At 38.9% G+C, this 18,150-nt stretch carries 19 protein-coding genes; 12 read left to right on the top strand and 7 right to left on the bottom strand.

What is annotated here, in order from left to right; all coding sequences use genetic code 11:
* Window positions 1–88 precede the first annotated feature (88 nt).
* The 4 genes from IEE83_RS00950 to IEE83_RS00935 form a co-directional block, all read right to left on the bottom strand.
* Complete coding sequence (locus IEE83_RS00950) at window positions 89–493, bottom strand: T9SS type A sorting domain-containing protein (RefSeq protein ID WP_194118775.1); 405 nt, start codon at window positions 491–493, stop codon at window positions 89–91.
* Window positions 494–716: 223 nt separating this feature from the next.
* Window positions 717–1,295: a hypothetical protein gene (locus IEE83_RS00945; RefSeq protein WP_194118774.1), complete on the bottom strand. Its 579-nt coding sequence runs from the start codon at window positions 1,293–1,295 to the stop codon at window positions 717–719.
* Window positions 1,296–1,539: 244 nt separating this feature from the next.
* Window positions 1,540–2,028, bottom strand: a complete 489-nt coding sequence (locus IEE83_RS00940) for a GtrA family protein (protein WP_194118773.1) — start codon at window positions 2,026–2,028, stop codon at window positions 1,540–1,542.
* A 104-nt stretch (window positions 2,029–2,132) separates the two neighbouring features.
* Complete coding sequence (locus IEE83_RS00935; protein ID WP_194118772.1) at window positions 2,133–3,590, bottom strand: sodium:solute symporter; 1,458 nt, start codon at window positions 3,588–3,590, stop codon at window positions 2,133–2,135.
* A 107-nt stretch (window positions 3,591–3,697) separates the two neighbouring features.
* Between IEE83_RS00935 and IEE83_RS00930 the strand changes: the two genes are divergently transcribed.
* The 3 genes from IEE83_RS00930 to IEE83_RS00920 are packed head-to-tail and all read left to right on the top strand — an operon-like array spanning window position 3,698 to window position 5,359.
* Entirely contained in the window at window positions 3,698–3,973 is a 276-nt protein-coding gene (locus IEE83_RS00930) for an ATP-dependent Clp protease adaptor ClpS (RefSeq protein WP_194118771.1), read from the top strand.
* 34 nt (window positions 3,974–4,007) lie between these two features.
* Window positions 4,008–4,622 carry a recombination mediator RecR gene (recR, locus tag IEE83_RS00925; RefSeq protein ID WP_194118770.1) on the top strand — a complete coding sequence of 205 codons (615 nt, stop codon included), beginning with the start codon at window positions 4,008–4,010 and terminating at the stop codon, window positions 4,620–4,622.
* Window positions 4,623–4,648: 26 nt separating this feature from the next.
* On the top strand, window positions 4,649–5,359 hold the full coding sequence (locus tag IEE83_RS00920; protein ID WP_194118769.1) for a superoxide dismutase: 711 nt from the start codon (window positions 4,649–4,651) through the stop codon (window positions 5,357–5,359).
* A gap of 66 nt (window positions 5,360–5,425) precedes the next feature.
* Here the strand turns inward: IEE83_RS00920 and IEE83_RS00915 are convergent, their stop codons facing one another.
* Window positions 5,426–6,772, bottom strand: coding sequence for a tetratricopeptide repeat protein (locus IEE83_RS00915; protein ID WP_194118768.1), 1,347 nt, complete (start codon window positions 6,770–6,772; stop codon window positions 5,426–5,428).
* 201 nt (window positions 6,773–6,973) lie between these two features.
* Between IEE83_RS00915 and IEE83_RS00910 the strand changes: the two genes are divergently transcribed.
* Entirely contained in the window at window positions 6,974–7,516 is a 543-nt protein-coding gene (locus IEE83_RS00910) for a TlpA family protein disulfide reductase (protein ID WP_194118767.1), read from the top strand.
* A gap of 66 nt (window positions 7,517–7,582) precedes the next feature.
* On the opposite strand, the gene azu is transcribed toward IEE83_RS00910, so the two are convergent.
* Both azu and IEE83_RS00900 read right to left on the bottom strand, forming a co-directional pair.
* Entirely contained in the window at window positions 7,583–8,077 is a 495-nt protein-coding gene (azu, locus tag IEE83_RS00905; protein ID WP_194118766.1) for an azurin, read from the bottom strand.
* 102 nt (window positions 8,078–8,179) lie between these two features.
* Window positions 8,180–8,782 (bottom strand): hypothetical protein, encoded by a 603-nt coding sequence (locus IEE83_RS00900; protein ID WP_194118765.1) that lies wholly within the window; start codon window positions 8,780–8,782, stop codon window positions 8,180–8,182.
* Window positions 8,783–8,886: 104 nt separating this feature from the next.
* Between IEE83_RS00900 and sucD the strand changes: the two genes are divergently transcribed.
* The 8 genes from sucD to porN all read left to right on the top strand — a co-directional run bounded on the left by sucD (window position 8,887) and on the right by porN (window position 18,100).
* On the top strand, window positions 8,887–9,765 hold the full coding sequence (gene sucD, locus IEE83_RS00895) for a succinate--CoA ligase subunit alpha (protein WP_194118764.1): 879 nt from the start codon (window positions 8,887–8,889) through the stop codon (window positions 9,763–9,765).
* 61 nt (window positions 9,766–9,826) lie between these two features.
* A complete protein-coding gene (locus IEE83_RS00890; RefSeq protein ID WP_194118763.1) occupies window positions 9,827–11,008 on the top strand; it encodes a DUF4271 domain-containing protein in 1,182 nt (393 codons plus the stop codon).
* 42 nt (window positions 11,009–11,050) lie between these two features.
* Complete coding sequence (locus tag IEE83_RS00885; protein WP_137340421.1) at window positions 11,051–11,833, top strand: uroporphyrinogen-III synthase; 783 nt, start codon at window positions 11,051–11,053, stop codon at window positions 11,831–11,833.
* Between the two features lie 132 nt (window positions 11,834–11,965).
* Complete coding sequence (locus IEE83_RS00880) at window positions 11,966–12,943, top strand: PorP/SprF family type IX secretion system membrane protein (protein ID WP_194118762.1); 978 nt, start codon at window positions 11,966–11,968, stop codon at window positions 12,941–12,943.
* Between the two features lie 366 nt (window positions 12,944–13,309).
* On the top strand, window positions 13,310–14,380 hold the full coding sequence (gene porK / locus IEE83_RS00875) for a T9SS ring complex lipoprotein PorK/GldK (protein ID WP_194118761.1): 1,071 nt from the start codon (window positions 13,310–13,312) through the stop codon (window positions 14,378–14,380).
* A gap of 115 nt (window positions 14,381–14,495) precedes the next feature.
* Window positions 14,496–15,314: a type IX secretion system motor protein PorL/GldL gene (gene porL, locus IEE83_RS00870; RefSeq protein WP_194118760.1), complete on the top strand. Its 819-nt coding sequence runs from the start codon at window positions 14,496–14,498 to the stop codon at window positions 15,312–15,314.
* 96 nt (window positions 15,315–15,410) lie between these two features.
* Window positions 15,411–17,003: a type IX secretion system motor protein PorM/GldM gene (gene porM / locus IEE83_RS00865; RefSeq protein WP_194118759.1), complete on the top strand. Its 1,593-nt coding sequence runs from the start codon at window positions 15,411–15,413 to the stop codon at window positions 17,001–17,003.
* A 50-nt stretch (window positions 17,004–17,053) separates the two neighbouring features.
* On the top strand, window positions 17,054–18,100 hold the full coding sequence (porN, locus tag IEE83_RS00860; RefSeq protein ID WP_194123241.1) for a type IX secretion system ring subunit PorN/GldN: 1,047 nt from the start codon (window positions 17,054–17,056) through the stop codon (window positions 18,098–18,100).
* Window positions 18,101–18,150: the final 50 nt, after the last annotated feature.

Genomic DNA, 18,150 nt, shown 5'->3' with positions numbered 1-18,150 from the left:
TAACATCATTTCAAAATCGCATAGGCATCATAACAAAAAAGCTCTGCCTGGGATGGCAGAGCTTTTTGTAATTAAGAAAATTGTCTGTTTACAAAACCACAACTTTGTTACTAGAAGTGGCTATTTCAAGTTTTTTAGTGATTTTACGGTCTTTGTTATATAGTTCAAAATAATAAGTACCATCTTCCATTCCTTCAAGATTAAAGACGCGACGGTATTGGTGGTTATTATCTTTCAGAGCCTCCTCATAAATGATATCCCCATTGGTATTTCTTAGAATTACATTAACAGTAGCATCTGGCACTTTATCAATGGCAAGATTTACTTTGTTTGAATTCGATACTTTGTAAATCGACGCGTCGAAAGCAACTGCGGATGATTTGGTTTTTTTGTCAAGTTTTTCACCTTCATTTTCTTTGGCGTATGAAAATGAAACAAGAGAAAAAGCAAGTGTCAATGACAAAACGAATTTGGAAACTGCTGAAATTTTCATGGCTATAATATTTAAAATTTGAATGTTTATTTAACATTGTTATTTATCAATTAAAAAAGTCCGTGCCAAATAAAATTCGGTGTGCCATTCAATGCCAACAAAATCACATCTATCTAACTATCAATATTTTATATGAAAACCAAATAAATCATATCGAACAACCGGTGTTCATAACCGAACATAATTTTCCGATTCCGAACAATCCGGACGAATTAGCAACTATTCAGATTTTGGTTTTACCTCCGCTTTCATTGGCGATTCTTTGTATTTGCGGTAAGCGGCTGGCGGGGATAAGATGTTTATAGTCCCAAAAAGCGGAAACACAGACAATTTTCCATTGCCCATTTATTTTTTCCATCAGTCTTACTTCTTTACTATGGTGGAAATTTTTTTCAGGTTTGTCGCTGTTAAATTGATCCCAGGTAAGATAAGCAACATTGTCACCATAGAATTTATACTTCATATTTTTTCGTTCCACCTTGGGATGGCTGGAAACAGGCTCGGGATTTTCCGAAATGTATTTACCGATTTGTTTATTGATATCGTTCCAGCCGACATTGGAGTCAAAAGTTCCGTCATCGTTGCTCCATGCCTGAAATGCGTAATCGGTTTGGGCATAATTTGATTTCCATGCCTCATAATCTCTGGCGAAAAAGGATTCGGTTTCCTTTTCGATCGTAGCCGTTATGGCTTTCTTTTCATTTTCAAGATTGTTTTCCTTTTCGGAATTATCTTTTTTCGGAGTTTCGTAACACGCAGCGCACATAAAAGCTGCAATGAGCATTAATGATACTGTTTTCATGATCCAGAAGTTTAAACTTGTTTAACTAAGGTTCTCTTATTCTCTTCATTCGAATTCAAATATTTTGTAAAATAAACTTACTTTTTATCACCGTTTACTGGAAGAAAGTTACATTATTAATAGAATTAAAACAAGATAAAAATTACCTATTTCAACTAAATAAATAAAAATATACAGCACAGAATCTCTCCATTCACAGTTTTTAGAACTGCGGGATTAGTTTTGAATGAAGAAGGATGATTTCTTACTTGCTCAGCAAACTTTTCAGCCTGTCGTAAAAGCCTGTATCCTGGAAAGTAAATCTTTTGTGAAGAATATAATTGCTCATAAAACTGATTCCCATACAGGTTAACTGGCTGAATAATTTATTGACATCAACCAGTTTAACAGAATAAGGTATTCGCAATTTATATTGTCCGACCAGTTTTAATGAAAGCTGAAATAAGGCATCGGAACCATAAACCGTTATACAAAATGAAAGAGCTGCGACCAAAGCGAATTTGATCATCTCTCTTTTACTCTTTGTTTTGTTTTTGGTATTAAAGGCAAATATTTTGGTCAGAAAAAAGCCGGCGACAAAAGCGACCAGATATCCCACCGTCAAAGATTGTAAGTAAGTGATAGTAAACCAATCCTGCGCCAGTGTGCCAATAACCAACTGTATCAGAACGCCTGCGGCCGCTACGAGAAAATAGGCGAAGATATCGCGCAGGTTTAATAAGTCATTTTTCATAGTATGTGTTTTACCGAAATTTTATTTTCAAACCGTATTAAAAAAATAGGATCGACTGAAAGCTAAACTATCAGTCAATCCCATTTTTTAAATTTCGCTCCAAACTAAGCCAATTTTTTTGCCTTTTTATCGGTCAGAATCCAAAGTCCAATAAAAGTGATCAAGCCGTTAATGATCAATCTTTCAAAACCAAACTTGTATCCGTTAAACCATTCTTCTGAATGATTATTGATATAATAAGTTAAAATCGGAGCGACGATACAAACAAAAGGAACATAACGATCCATTACCGGCCTTTTCAGATACAGACCAAAAGTAAATAACCCCAGCAAAGGACCATAAGTATAACCTGCCAGATCGAAAATTGCCGTGATCACTTCTTTATTATTCATCCGGTTAAAAATCAGAATAACAATGTAGAACAATACAGAAAATCCGATGTGAACCCAGAACTTGATACTAGAACGTTTTTCTTCCGGTTTTTTCTCAATTTCCATAAAATCGATACAAAAGGCTGTTGTAAGAGCTGTAAGCGCAGAATCTGAACTGGCGTAAGTTGCGGCGGTGATACCTAACAGGAAAGTAATACCAACAGCTAACCCTAAATGGTTAAGCGCAAGCATCGGATAAAACTCATCCGTTCTGGCCGTAGCAGGAATTCCTTTCGCTGCTGCATATACGTAAAGCAACGCCCCAAGAGACAAAAACAGAAAATTGACAACAACTAAAACGGCTGTAAACCAGAACATATTCTTCTGCGCTTCGCCGATATTTTTACAGGTTAAGTTCTTCTGCATCAGATCCTGATCCATTCCTGTCATCACAATTGCAATGAACACACCGGCAAAAAATTGCTTCCAGAAGTTTTTAGAATCATTAAAATCCCAATAAAATACTTTGGAATATCCGCTGCTCTGCACCGTATTCCAGACATCCGAAAGTCCATGCAGATTTAATTCCTGTGAAACCAGAACGATTGTCAGGATAACTGCGGTAATCAGGAAAAAGGTTTGAAGTGTGTCCGTAACGATGATCGTTTTCACCCCTCCTTTGAAAGTATAAATCCAGATCAAAAGAATTGTAATGGCCACTGCAACTTCAAAAGGAACGCCAAGCGGCTTGAATAATGCCAGTTGTAAAACCTGTGCTGCTACGTACAAACGAACAGCCGAACCGACCGTTCTTGACAAAAGAAAAAACGCCGAACCTGTTTTATAAGACCAAAATCCGAAACGCTGTTCCAGATACGAATAAATGGAAATTAAATTCAATCGGTAATAAAGTGGCATTAATACGGTACCAATAATTATGTATCCGAGAATATATCCGATAACTACCTGAAAATATGAAAACTGGATATTGGCAACGGCTCCCGGGACAGAAATAAATGTAACGCCGGATAAAGAAGTACCGATCATCCCGAAGGCAACCAGATACCAGGGTGATTGTCTGTTGGCGGTAAAAAAAGTATTAGTATCGGCTCCGCGAGAGGTGTAAACCGACACCGTAATCAGCATTGCGAAATAGACAACGAGAATAATTAAAGAAATGTAGGGATTCATTCACCTGTGGGTTTTAAGAAAGCATGAATAATAAAAGAGGTGATAAAAGACTTCGAATAATCTCCACTTTTGATTAGATTTGCTAAACAAACAGAAATTTGGTTGTTATGCAAGTGCTAATAGAAACAGATACAGAAATTCTCGAAAAAACGGTTGAGACCGATTTGATGAAGCTGGTCGTTTATAATGATGATATAAATACATTTGACTGGGTTATAGATACTTTGATTGAGGTTTGTAAACATACCAACGAGCAAGCCGAACAGTGTACCCTGATCATCCATTTTAAAGGAAAATGTTCCGTAAAAGAGGGCGAATTTGAAGAACTTGCCGGCATGAGGAATGAAATTTGCAGGAGAGGTATTTCAGCAGAGATTCATTAATTTAAAAATCGGCGGTTACTTACTTTATTGCTACATGAATTATCCGTCCCGTCTTATTGAGGATGCAGTCAGTGAAATTTCCCGGCTTCCTGGAATCGGAAAGAAAACAGCGCTCCGCCTTGCCTTGCACTTATTAAAACGTGACGAGCAGCAAACGCGCGGACTTTCAGAAGCGCTTTTAAAAATGCGGACGCAAACCTGCTACTGCGTTCAGTGCCATAATATTTCAGATGAAGAATTTTGCAATATCTGCAAGAATCCTAAACGTGATTCTTCGATAATCTGTGTCGTTGTGGATACCAGGGATGTTTTGGCCATTGAAGCTACAAGTCAGTTCAAAGGTTTGTATCATGTTTTGGGTGGAATTATTTCACCTCTCGAAGGAATTGGTCCGTCTGATCTCAACATTGATTCGCTTATAAAAAGGATAGAAAATTCTCCGCAGGATGAGCGTGTGCAGGAAATTATTCTTGCGCTGAGCCCGACGATGGAAGGCGATACAACTGCTTTTTATTTACAGAAAAAACTAAAACCCAGCGAAGTTAAGGTAAGTACCATTGCCCGTGGAATTCCCATAGGTGGTGATCTTGAATACGCTGACGAAATAACACTTGGTCGCAGTATCGTTAGCCGGGTGGCTTACGATTGAAATGTTTATCTAAAAATCAAAGTATCATGAATAGAACAGATTTTTTGCGCACATTAGCCGGAGGCTCTTTGGCGGTTGGCGCACTTGCTGATTTTGCATTTGCAGAAACTTCATCAGGAATATTATTGGAAACTGCCCCTTTCAAACAGGCTCCGCTACCTTACGATTTCGCAGCGCTTGAACCGAGTATAGATAAATTGACGATGGAAATACATTACGGCAAACACCACGCCGCTTATGTAAAAAACTTGAATGATGCTATAAAAGGCACAGAATACGAAAAGAAATCACTTGAAGAAATTGTAAAAACTGCCGGAAAAGCACCAGCTGCAATCCGTAACAATGCAGGCGGACACTGGAACCACACTTTCTTCTGGGAAGTAATGGGTGCCGGAAAAGGCGGTGTTCCAAAAGGTGCTGTTGCTGATGCGATTAACGCACAATTCGGTTCTTTCGATAAATTTAAAGAAGCATTTGGTAAAGCTGCAACGACCCGTTTCGGATCTGGCTGGGCTTGGTTGACTGCAAATGGCGGCAAGCTTGCTATCAGTTCCACTGCAAACCAGGACAATCCGATTATGGATATTGCAGAAGTAAAAGGAACACCAATTTTAGGATTAGATGTTTGGGAACACGCATATTATCTGCACTATCAAAACAAACGCCCTGATTACATCGCTGCATTCTGGAATGTAGTAAACTGGGATAAGGTTGCTGAAAACCTCAAAAAGGCTTAATTTTTAGTTATTAATGGTTAATTGTTAATGGCTGATCATTAACAATTAACCATTAATAACTAACCATTAATTACAATAAGTGCTGATTACCTTGTAAGAAGGCATATAACCCAATTCCCCTGCTCTGCTCAAATCAAGGCAACCTTCATTTACCTGTCCAAGGCTGTGTTTGATAATTCCTCTGATATAATATGCTTCCGGGAAATTTGATTTTAGTTTTATTGAGCTTGAAAAATCCAGCACCGCACCCATTTGTTCTCCAATTGATGATTTTATCAATCCTCTTGAAAAATAAGCATCTGCGTAAGTTGGGTTTAATTCCACTGCCGTACTGATATCAATTAACGCTCCTTTACTATCACCACTTTTTGACTTACTCACACCACGGATATAATACGCTTCCGAACGCTCGGTTGTCAGGTCATCAATTTTGACATGTTCTTTCACTTGATTACGCAATTCGTCCAGAACACTTTTCGTTATTTTTCCTTCGTAAACGATCTTTTTAGGATCTGAAACATACAGGTTTTTTATTTCAATCGCTTTTGTAAGATCGACAACTGCACCACGCTGGTCATTTAATTTTGTTTTGGAAAAACCTCTTCCATAATAAGCTTCGTAATTTTCCGGTTCAAGCTGCAACGTTTTATCATAATCAGAAATGGCGCCCTGAAAATCCTCAATTTTGTTTTTGGCAAAACCTCTTTTGTCATAATACGAACTTTCATTCGGGCTTAATTCTATTGCTTTGGTAAAATCAGCTGCTGCACCGGCGAAATCATTTAATTCAATTTTAGCATTACCCCTACCCGCATACGCTCCTGCACGTTTAGGACTCATTTCGATCACTTTGGTAAAATCGGCAAGACTTCCTGCATATTCATGTAAACGCTGTTTGCAGTTTCCACGTGCATATAATGCGGCCACATCACCCGGATCAAGTGTAAGCGATTTGTCCAGATCGGCCATGGCGCTACGGTGATTTTCCAGTTTGGCATAACTTACTCCACGGTTGTAATAAGATTTTGCATCTTCCGGACTTAATTCAATTGCTCTGGTGTAGTCCTGAATTGCCGCCCTGTAATCATCCTGCATACTTTTACTTACACCACGACTTTGATAATAAAGTGCCTCTTTGGGATTAATTTCAATCGCACGGTCATAATCCAGGATTGCTCCACGGTGATCTTTCAGATTGGCTTTTGCCAAGCCCCTATTGAAATAACTCGGTGCATGTTCAGGATTGATCGAAACCACAACACTATAAGCCTGAAGTGCGCCGGCAAAATCACTTGCACGGGCTTTGGTATTTCCTTCTTCAAAATATTCGGCTGCTGAACGTTGTGCAAAGGTTTGAGAAGGCAAAATCAAAACTGTAAAAAGAAGAGAAAGAAGGACTTGTTTAACTTTCATGAATGTATAGTTTTTCAATAGATTACGGATTTATAATGTTAATATTGATATAAAAGTATTCAAATTATGACTGCGATTTGCAAACAAGTTCTCTATTTTTTGCAGCCTTGCATAGAATTAATATCTAACATAATATAACTACTTTTACAGATAGAAAAATTTCTAACATTCGTTGTATCAATATTATTACGCATAAGAATTATGACCAGCACACCCAAAAAGTTTCTAATCTTCGGTTTATCCATACTAGCTTTCGTTGCCATTTATTTTGTTGTTTTTGCTCCAAAAACTGATATTCCGGCAAACCAGATTGAGGGAGCTACATCAGAAGTTCCATCCTCCGTTTACTTGCCTTCCGTCACAGATCTGAAAGGAAATGCTGTTACGATGGATGAGAATAAACTTATTTTTCTGAACGTATGGGCGACCTGGTGCGGACCGTGTAATATGGAAATGCCTGGAATTCAGACTTTATACAACAAATATAAAAACAACAAAAAAGTTGATTTCTTTATCGTTTCTGATGAAGATGCCGAAACGGTTAATCCTTTTATCGCACGCAAAGGATACCAGCTTCCTTTTTATCAATTTGCCGGACCATATCCACCTGCGTTGGATGGAAATGCAATTCCGAGAACCTACATTATTTATAAAGGAAAAATCCTGACGCAGGAAATCGGAGCTTCTCAATGGGACACGCCGGAAATAAACAGTTTGATCGAAAAACAGCTGGCTGAAATTTAACAATATGCATAAAAAAAACGGTCTGGAAATTCCAGACCGTTTTTTTTATGCATTAACTTCTAATGATTACTCAACGATGAAAGTACCTTTCATCAAAGCATAATGACCAGGGAAGCTGCAAATGTAAGTGTAAGTTCCTTTTTTAGGAGCTGTAAATTCTATGGTATCACTTTCTCCGCCACCAACTAATTTAGTGTGAGCAATGATGCTAGCCTCTTCCGACTTAGGAATATATTCTGTTTCTCTTGCAGCAGCAGCTTTTGAAGCAAACGCAGCGATATCTGTACCAGGTTTTAGCAAAACAAAGTTGTGACCCATTGCAGCTTTGGCCAATTTACCAGAGTGCGTAAGTGTCAATTTAATTTTTTGTCCGGCTTTAACTTTAACTTCCTTAACGTCATATTGCATAGCATCACTACCTTTAATTTCGATAGTTTTTACTTGCTTAACATCGCGTACTTCGGTAGTACCAAGTGATTTCGCCTGTGACGGGCTAACAGAAACCGCTCCGAAAGCCAAAACTGCGGCAAGAAGCAAGGCGCTGGACTTAATCATTTTCATATTAGGATATGGATAAACTTTGTTTATTGAAATTTAACTGGCGCAAGTTAGTATACAGAACAATAAAAAAAGAATGCATTAACAATTGTTTGGAATAAAATCTCAGAAAAGAATTTTATACTGGTCCTGAGCCGCCCGGCCAACGCAGATTATTGATAAAACTATGATGTAATGGTTTAAATCAAGCGGATGCATCGGCAAAGGGATAGATTGGGATTTTGCCGAGACAGCAAGTAAGGTCATGGCAAAAACTACCCAAAGCGCACTTTTTTGTCTGTATGCAAGTCCGAGGCAAGAAATACACAAGGTAACGATTATGCAAAATGGCTGGATGATCAGTCCCAGATAAGGAACCTTGTACAAAAGGATACTTAAAAATAGAGTTAATCCCAGTGCGAGCGTAGATATCATCACCATCACCGATGGCACGTACTTTAATATCAAACCAAATGAAGCTACTACCATACAAATAGCTCCCAGGGTCATTTCGGCAGCCTGCGTTATTATATGTACCGTTTCCAGTTTTTCAACACCGGCAAAAACCAGCAATTCTACCGCTGCATTTATTGAAATACTTAACAAAAAAATCCCCCATAATAAACGGCTTTGTATTGTCTGAGCCTTGAAATATTTCAAAAAAACAAGGACGCCGGCAATACTTAAAACCAGATTGGAAAAGATATGGGAATTCGTCAGTATATTCATGGGCAAATTTGAAGATTATCGATAAAGCAAGTTACAAATTATAGTTTCATTTTGCTACTTCGTGCTTTTCGAGCTACTTTTACCAAAAAAACTGATTTACCAACATGAGCGTTTTAGTTAATAAAAATTCTAAGATTATAGTTCAGGGATTTACGGGTTCTGAAGGTTCTTTTCATGCCCAGCAAATGATCGAATACGGAACTAACGTAGTAGGCGGTGTTACACCGGGCAAAGGAGGACTTTTCCACCTTGACAGACCTGTATTCAATACAGTAGAACAGTCTGTGCGTGCAACAGGCGCTGACGTAGCGATCATTTTTGTACCGCCGGCTTTTGCCGCTGATGCTATTATGGAAGCAGCAGACGCAGGTATTGGTGTAATCGTTTGTATAACTGAAGGTATTCCTACAAAGGATATGATGCAGGCGAAACAATACATCCAAGGTAAAAATGTTCGTTTGATCGGCCCTAACTGTCCGGGTGTTATTACTGCTGAAGAATGTAAAGTTGGTATCATGCCAGGTTTTATCTTCAAAAAAGGAACAGTAGGAATTGTTTCCAAATCCGGAACATTGACGTACGAAGCGGTAGATCAGCTTACACGTGCAGGTCTTGGACAAACAACTGCAATCGGTATCGGTGGTGATCCAATCATTGGTACAACTACAAAAGAAGCAGTTGAATTATTGATGAACGACCCTGAAACAGAAGCAATTGTAATGATCGGTGAAATTGGCGGAAGCATGGAAGCTGACGCAGCCAACTATATCAAAGCAAGCGGAAATCTTAAACCTGTTGTAGGATTTATTGCTGGTAAAACCGCTCCGAAAGGCCGTCGCATGGGCCATGCAGGTGCGATTATCGGTGGAGCTGACGATACAGCAGAAGCTAAAATCCGTATCATGGAAGAGTCAGGCATTTTTGTAGCAGAATCTCCTGCACTGATTGGTGAAACCATGCTTACAGCGCTTGGAAGAAGATAATTCAAAATCAACAATATAATTTTATGAAAGGGCTGGGGAAACCCCGCCCTTTCTTGTAGCAATGAAGTCTATTCATTCACTGCTGTTTTGGATCGTAACCGCGATTTTACTTTTCTCCGGAATTCATGCCCGGGGAGCCGCAAAGGCATTGCCTCCTGAACAATTTTTCCCTGTTTACGATTATCAAAACGACTGGCTGGTATACAGTAATCAGTACAAAAACTACGTTCCTTTTTCAAAAGGAATTAACGAAGGGACGAAATCTGTAAGCTTATATATTGATTTACTAAAAAACAGAAGATATTTTCTGCTTGTAAAGGCGGAGAATGAAAGCTATCTGTTTTTGGAAGGCGCGCTTCAAAAAAAAATAGTAGCAGATCAATGGCTGGAATTGAGCATTGACAGTCTGTTTCGCACCTATAAAAAGGAAGAACTATTACTTTCCATTTATGGAAACGCAGGCATTGATGATAAAAACGTTTTGATATGCCACAAAAAATCCCAGAACGCCGGTGGTATTATTGAGAAAACAGCATCAACGCTTATCAACATAAAACCAATTAATTTTTCGCCTTTTGGAAATTTTTCCATCCTGGCAATGCTCGTCATTCTGATATTGAATGTATGGATTTTTAATGTCAATCCGCTTGCATTTTCAAGGCTGATCAACCCGCTTGAACTTTTCAATAACGATCCGAGGGAGCAACTTTCAAAACTGAATAAACCATATAGCAACACGGTCATTTTCCTGGTCATAATTGTGTCCATGCTTATGGCTTTTATGCTGGTATTTTTTGCCAACAACAAGCTTAATCTTTTTTCTGTTTCGGCTATTCTTTCTGAGGAATCAAACCTGATTCAGTTTCTTGTGGATTTTTTCATGCTTTCAGCAATCTTTTTTTTGCTGACCTATGGTAAATTTATTTTCATGGTTTTGGTAGGACAAATGCTCAATCTTGACAAGCTTGTTGAAACCATATTCCTAAAAATAATCCAATCTTCTTACTTCTTTTATGTCGCCCTGTTTCTTCTTGTTTTTATGCTAAGTCTGAACAATGCCATCTGGCTTGTTCCGCTGCGTCCATATATCATGTTTCCGTTCCTGATTTTTTACGTGACCCGGTTCATTACGCTTTATGTTGTGACTAAGCCGCCGGCATCATTTATTAATCTGTATTTATTTTCGTACCTTTGCGTCATCGAAATAATCCCGTTGATTATCGGCATAAAGTTCGCTATGTAAGTTTCAGGGATGATTTTGAAATTAAACTAATGAGAATTATACATGAGTGAGACCATCAAATTTGATCAGGATCGGCTCAAAAAGGTTACCAGCATTCTGGTAAGCCAATCTAGGCCGGCCGACGAAAATTCACCTTATTTTGAAATAGCTAAGAAGTACGGTATAAAAGTGGATTTTCGGCCATTTATCCAGATAGACGGAATCTCTTACAAAGAGTTTCGTAAGCAAAAGATTAATATCCTGGATCACACGGCAGTGATTTTCACCAGTCGTAATGCCATTGACCATTTCTTTAGAATTTGCACAGAAGGGCGCATAGAAGTTCCGGCTACTATGAAATATTTTTGTATTTCAGAACAGACAGCAAATTATCTTCAGAAATACATCGTTATCCGCAAACGTAAAATCTTTGCAGGAACGAAAACTGCTGTTGAATTAATTGAGCTGATCCGTAAGCACAAAAAGGAAAAATTCCTTTATCCGTGCTCTGATGTTCGAAAAAATGAAATCCCGGAATTTGCTGATACAGAAGAGTTTCAGTTTACTGAAGCAACGATGTATCAAACAGTATCCGCAGATCTTTCTGATCTTGAAGATGTTTACTACGATATCATCGCCTTTTTCAGTCCATCCGGAATCAAGTCACTTTTTGACAATTTCCCGGATTTTAAACAAAATGTGACACGTATTGCCGCATTTGGTCCTACAACAGCAAAAGCTGTGGAAGATGCCGGTTTAATTCTTGATATTCAGGCACCTTTACCTAACGCACCGTCAATGACCGGAGCGCTGGATCTTTACATCCGCAAAGCAAATAATATTTAGCATAACCTGCTGACTAAAAAGGCCGAGAAATTTTCCCGGCCTTTTTTATTATTATATCAATTTTTTTCCAGAATATGCGTTATGAAATAAACCTCTTAAGCACTCAAGTGTTCTTTAACCTAATCCATACGCATGACCTTGACGTTTATCTATCGTAATACTAAACTGGGCTATATATTTGGGATATTAATACTGACAATATCTTCTACTGCTTTCGCACAAACGGATGCTCAATTCAGCCTTTTTTCGTTAAATCAGCTTTATCTTAATCCAGCAGCCGCAGGTGCAGACGGGTTAACTAAATTCCAGCTTACACACCGTACACAATATGTTGGCTATCAGGGTACAAATAATGATGAAGGAGGTGCGCTTTCTACGCAGCTTTTTTCTTTTAGCATGCCTGTGAAAAATTTCGGAATTGGTTTTTATGCCCTCAACGATAAAACAGGACCACGAACCAATCAGGATTTCAAATTATCGGCATCCTATCATTTCCCGCTTGCAGGTGGAAATCTGCATGTTGGTGCCAGTGCAGGTTTATTCAGACAATCAATTGATTACGATAAATTAAGACCACGCGATTCAAATGATCCTTTAATTCAGACAGGTACAATTGCCGAAATGAATCCGGATTTTGCAGTTGGTGTGCGTTATGTAAGTGATGCCTTTTATGTGGGTGCTTCTTTAAATCATTTGCTTGAACCCAAATATAAGCTCGGGTCTTCAACCGCGACAAATCCTTTACCTAAAACCGTATATCTTAACGCCGGCGTAAATCTTGAATTAGGATATTTACTTGACGTTCAACCTATTGTTTTGGTTAAGTCTGATATCACAACTGTTTCAGTTGAAGGAGGCGCAACAGTAACGTATAATAAAAGATATTGGGCCGGAGCAACTTACAGACAGCAGGACACGTACTTTATTATCATGGGCGGAATTTATTTATTATCCGACCAGTCTTTACGGTTATCCGGTGCATATGACCTCGTAATAGGTGGAAATAAAGCAAAATCACCATCTTCTTTTGAAGTAATGTTATCCTATGCACTTCCTTCTCCTAAGTTTGGCAAGAAAACGATAATCAGGACTCCTCGTTTCAGATTTTGATTTTAAAAGACAAATATGAGATTTTGACAAAATCATAATTATGTACAATCAAAAAGCAAAACATTGCTATTTGATAAGAAAAAGGGCTTTTAATTTATTTTATTTTTAATAATAGCCCGAGGAACTTGTCACTCAGTTTGCAAAACTTTGATTTATATTTGTAAAATTTTCAAGTCTTATACCAACGGCATACGTTCCAACGTTAAGTCGAATAAATGATGAGAGTAGAATAAGCAGTTATTTCCTTTTCAACTTTATCATTCATTTAAGTGGTTTGTTACTTTTGTTTTTATTTTAAGTATACTATATATTAATCGATTGACGTTTTTAGGCTAACATTTATTATTTCAAATATCAAAAACCACTATGAATGTTAAAGTGATCTATCGGGATGGAGTCAAAAGTTTGCTTTTGATAGCTGCTCTTATGCTGATGCAAAGCTGCGGATTTATCAAAAATAAATTTGGCAAGGGAGGAAAAGAAGACGTCGGGATTTCGAATGGAGAAATCACAGCAACGGCGCGTAAAGGGTTCAAACAGACAACCCCGGCGGGAATGGTAATGATACCTTCCGGTTCGTTTACAATGGGGCAGGCCGATGAAGATATTGCATCTTCAATGAATAACATGAACCGTCGCGTTACGATCAGTTCTTTCTTCATGGACGACACCGAGATTACGAATAACGAATATCGTCAATTCGTTAATGCACTTCTTGTTGACTCAGTTTCTGTACTGGGCGAGGAAGAAATTATGACGAAATACTATCCTGATACAACTGCATGGAAAAAAGATTTTGCTTATTCCAACGGTGATCCTTTTGTTGAATATTACTACCAGCATCCTGGCTTCGATACTTACCCTGTTGTAGGTGTTAGCTGGTTGGGCGCTCAGTATTTTGCAAAATGGCGTACAAATCTTTATCACGATTATCAAAATAAAGAAGGCCAGTTCAATTCAACTGCTTTCCGTTTACCTAGCGAAGCAGAATGGGAATGGGCAGCACGTGGCGGCCGCGCAGTAGCGAAATATCCATGGGGAAATCCATATACAATGAATACAAAAGGTTGCTTCCTTGCAAACTTTAAACCGCAGCGTGGAAATTATGACGCTGACGGATATCCATACACAGCTCCTGCAAATGCATATAACCCAAATGATTTTGGCTTGTATAATATGGCTGGAAACGTAGCGGAATGGACACTTGATGCATTTACTGATAATGCTACTGCTATCGTTTGGGATATGAACCCAAGATATGACAATCCTGATGAGCCTCGCAAAGTGGTAAAAGGCGGATCATGGAAAGATGTTGCTTACTTCCTTCAAACCGGAACACGTACTTACGAGTACGAAACTGAACGCAGAGCCTTCATTGGTTTCCGTTGCGTGATGGATAATGTTAACGGTCGTGCTGGTGGACGTTCTCGTCGCTAAGAAAATTTCGCAAAGAAGTAGCAGCGTTTTGTGACACTGCCCTCTTCTTTGCGTCATTATTTTATAAATACAACAATTTTATTATCACTATTCACTATAATTTATTTCAATTCGTATGGCTAAGAGTAACGGATCTAGTTTTTTATGGGACAAACTAGTACCAACAATATACAGCGCAGGTGCTGCGGTTGTTATTATGGGAGCTTTATTTAAAATTCAGCATTGGGATGGAGGAAGTGAAATGCTAACGATAGGTCTTGGGACAGAAGTTGGTATTTTCTTATTATATGCATTGCAAACAATAACGCAGTCAACAAATTCAGAGCCGGACTGGACCCGTGTCTATCCTGAACTTGCTGACGATTATAACGGACCAGCGATCACTCGTGGTGGAGGTTCGGCAGGAAGCGGCATTACTGCCAAATTGGATACTATGCTTGACAATGCAAAAATTTCTCCGGACGTTTTTGACAGCCTTGGTAAAGGATTTAAAAATCTTTCTGATACAGTAGGAAAAATCACTGACCTAACTGACGCAACAGTAGCAACCAATGATTACGCGAAAAACGTGAAATCTGCTTCTCTTGCCATGAATGATATGAACAAATCTTACGGTGTTGCTATCACTGCAATGACTTCTATGGCTGATGCAACCAAAGATGCTCAATCATACCGTGACCAGTTTCAGCAGATCACAAAAAATATGGGTGCCTTGAATGCTGTTTATGAACTTGAACTTCAGGACACAACAAAACATCTTAAAGCGATGAATGCTTTCTATGGTAACCTTACAGCTGCTATGGAAAATATGGCTGATGCAACCAAAGAATCACAAATATTTAAGTCTGAAATGTCAAAATTGACTACCAACATTTCTTCACTTAACGGTATTTATGGTAATATGCTTACTGCCATGCGTGGCGGAAACGCGTAACATCAACCAGGCAAACAGTGTTGTAAACCCTAACAGGATCTTATTATTGTTTGTTATCTTAACTATTTAATCACTGATAACTGATTACTGAATAATATGGCAGGTGGAAAAGAAACACCCCGTCAGAAGATGATTGGAATGATGTATCTGGTTCTTACGGCAATGCTCGCATTGCAGGTAAGCTCAGCGATTATCGAAAAATTCGTCCTACTGAACAATTCTTTGGAACTATCTTCGGGAGCAGCCAATAAAATAAACCAGGAAACCGTACTAAAAATAAAAGCAGCAGTTGAAAAGTCAGGCAGCCGTGCAGCGGATGTTGCAGTGTTAAAGCAGGCTGATGACGTACGGAAATCTTCGGCTGACATTATAAATGAAATTAATGCGCTTAAACAGGAGATCATTACGAGTGCCGGTGGCGGATTAAACGAGCAGGGCGGTATCAAAAACCCTCAGGAAGAAGCTAAAGTTGGTGAATTAATGATTGGCGGAAAGAAAAATGGAAAGGCATACAAGCTGAAACAAGATCTTAATGCTTTTACTGATCGCCTTAGTTCTTTGAATCCTACCAAATTCCAGTCTATTGCGATGGACGGTAAGGAAGATCCGGTTACTAAAACAAGTGTTGATCAAAGAAATAAAGATTTCGCTGAATTGAATTTTGCTGAAACGCCTGTTGCTGCTGCTTTGGCAGTTTTAAGCCAGAAGCAAACGGATATCCGCAGAATGGAAAGTGAAGTGTTGAGCTATCTTGCAAGTAAAGTAGGTGCAGCTGACATTAAATTTGACAGAATTCTTGCTATGATCAGTGCTGATGCAAAAACAGTTGTTGCCGGTACTAAATTCAAAGGAGATATGTTTATCGCTGCTTCGGCGAGTGGTATCACGCCTCGTATGAGTTTGAACGGCGCAGGTGTTAAGGTTGAAAATGGTGTTGGTAAAATTGAATTTACCGCACAAGGTGGTGGATACAATGCAGAGGGTATTGCCCGTCGTGAATTGACAGGAGCAATCTCCTTCCCTACTCCATCAGGTCGTGATACCACGGTAAATTTGAAACAGGAATATTTTGTTGTTAAACCTACCTATCAGATCGAAACAGGAACTTTACCTCCATTGTATCTGGGTTGCGCAAATAAACTAAGTATTCAGAGTCCTGCTCTGGGTGCACTTTGGGCTCCTACTTTTACGACGGACGGTGGTGAAATCATTCCTAGCGGACAAAAAGGTAAATTTACAATTGTTCCTAATCGTGCACAGTTAACTTTGACTGTGAGCAACCAGGGAAGTGTTTTAGGAACCGATGGTTTCCGTGTGAGATTAGTACCAAAACCAACGATTGAAATTCGTGTTAACGGAGCTGCATTAGATGAACGTCGTGGTATAGCTGCAAGTGCTGCCCGTAGCGTTCAGGTTGTAGCGTTGGCTGATGAAAGCTTCAAAACGTTCTCTCCTGAAGATGCTCGTTTCCGCGTTTCCTCAATTCAGGTTTCATTGGCAAGAGGATCGAGACGTATAGGAAACCCTATCAGTTTGGGTGGTGGTGGATCAATTTCATCACTGGCACAACAAGCAGAACCGGGTGATCGTTATGTGATTGAAGTATTAAAAGTTGAACGTCAAAATTTCAAAGGAAATGTAAGTGAAGTTGAAATGGGCCAGATTATCAGATCTGTTCCTTTGAACTAATAATATACAATTGCTGATTGGATAAGATAAAAATATAAGCAATGAGAAGAATGAACGGAAAAACAATTGCATGGTCAATATTGTCCCTAACGATGGGGTCTACCATGGTATTTGCTCAGGAGAAGGAAGACTCTACCGCGAATCAATTTTCGTCACATCCAATCAGTGAGGGTGATGTGATGATGAAAAGAACATTGTGGAGAAGAGTAGATCTTAAAGAGAAACAAAACTCTTCCATGTTCTCTAAAAATAATGAAATTACAAGATATTTGTTAGAAGCAGCAAAAGCAGGCCTTATTGATGCTTATACTAATGATTCTTGTACAACCAAGTTATCAAGTGATTTAATCCATAAAAAACTGCTTATTCCTAATCAGACAGCTGGTTTGTCTGCCGAAGAAATTGCGGCCGGTTTTGGAAAACCTGCTGCTGATGCAGGTGGATGGGATGATAAGCCAAAGGTAGATCCTAAGAAAACCGAAAAAACAGCTGCGGCTGATGACGGATGGGGAGCACCTGCTAAAAAAGCTGCTGTTGAAGATGATGGCTGGGGAGCACCTAAGCCAAAAAAATCAACTAAAAAAGGAGCAAAAGGCAAAGTGGTGAAAGAAGAGCCGCCTGTTGTTGCAGCAGTACCGGTTGATACTTTTCAGGTTGCAGCGACCATGGCAACAGAAGAAGAATTTTTCCCTGATCAGATAAACCTGATGGAAGTTAAGGAAGACTGGACTTTTGATAAAAAACGTTCTCGTTTGTACATGGATATCCAGGCAATCACACTTTTGATTCCTTCTGATATGAATGCAGCAACGGGTCTTGAATTGCCGATCGCTTCATTCCGTTACAAAGATGTTGAACGTTTGTTCAGAAGCGATCCTAAAAAATACATTTGGTATAACAACAAGAACACCGCTCAAAACAAAAATCTTGCTGATGCCTTTGATTTGCGCTTGTTCTACGGTCGTATCACTAAGTATTCAAATGCTGCTGACAAGTCATTTATTGACATTTACAAAGGAGATAAAGAAGCATTGATCAAATCTCTTAATTACGAACAAGAGTTAATGGAACTTGAACACGGTCTTTGGGAATATTAATCCAAACCTGATATAAAATAAGAAGGCGAAGGTACCATGCGGTGCTTTCG

The sequence above is a fragment of the Dyadobacter subterraneus genome (genome assembly GCF_015221875.1).
In the GTDB taxonomy this organism is placed as follows: domain Bacteria; phylum Bacteroidota; class Bacteroidia; order Cytophagales; family Spirosomataceae; genus Dyadobacter; species Dyadobacter subterraneus.
This window is presented reverse-complemented; position numbering and strand designations above follow the sequence as displayed.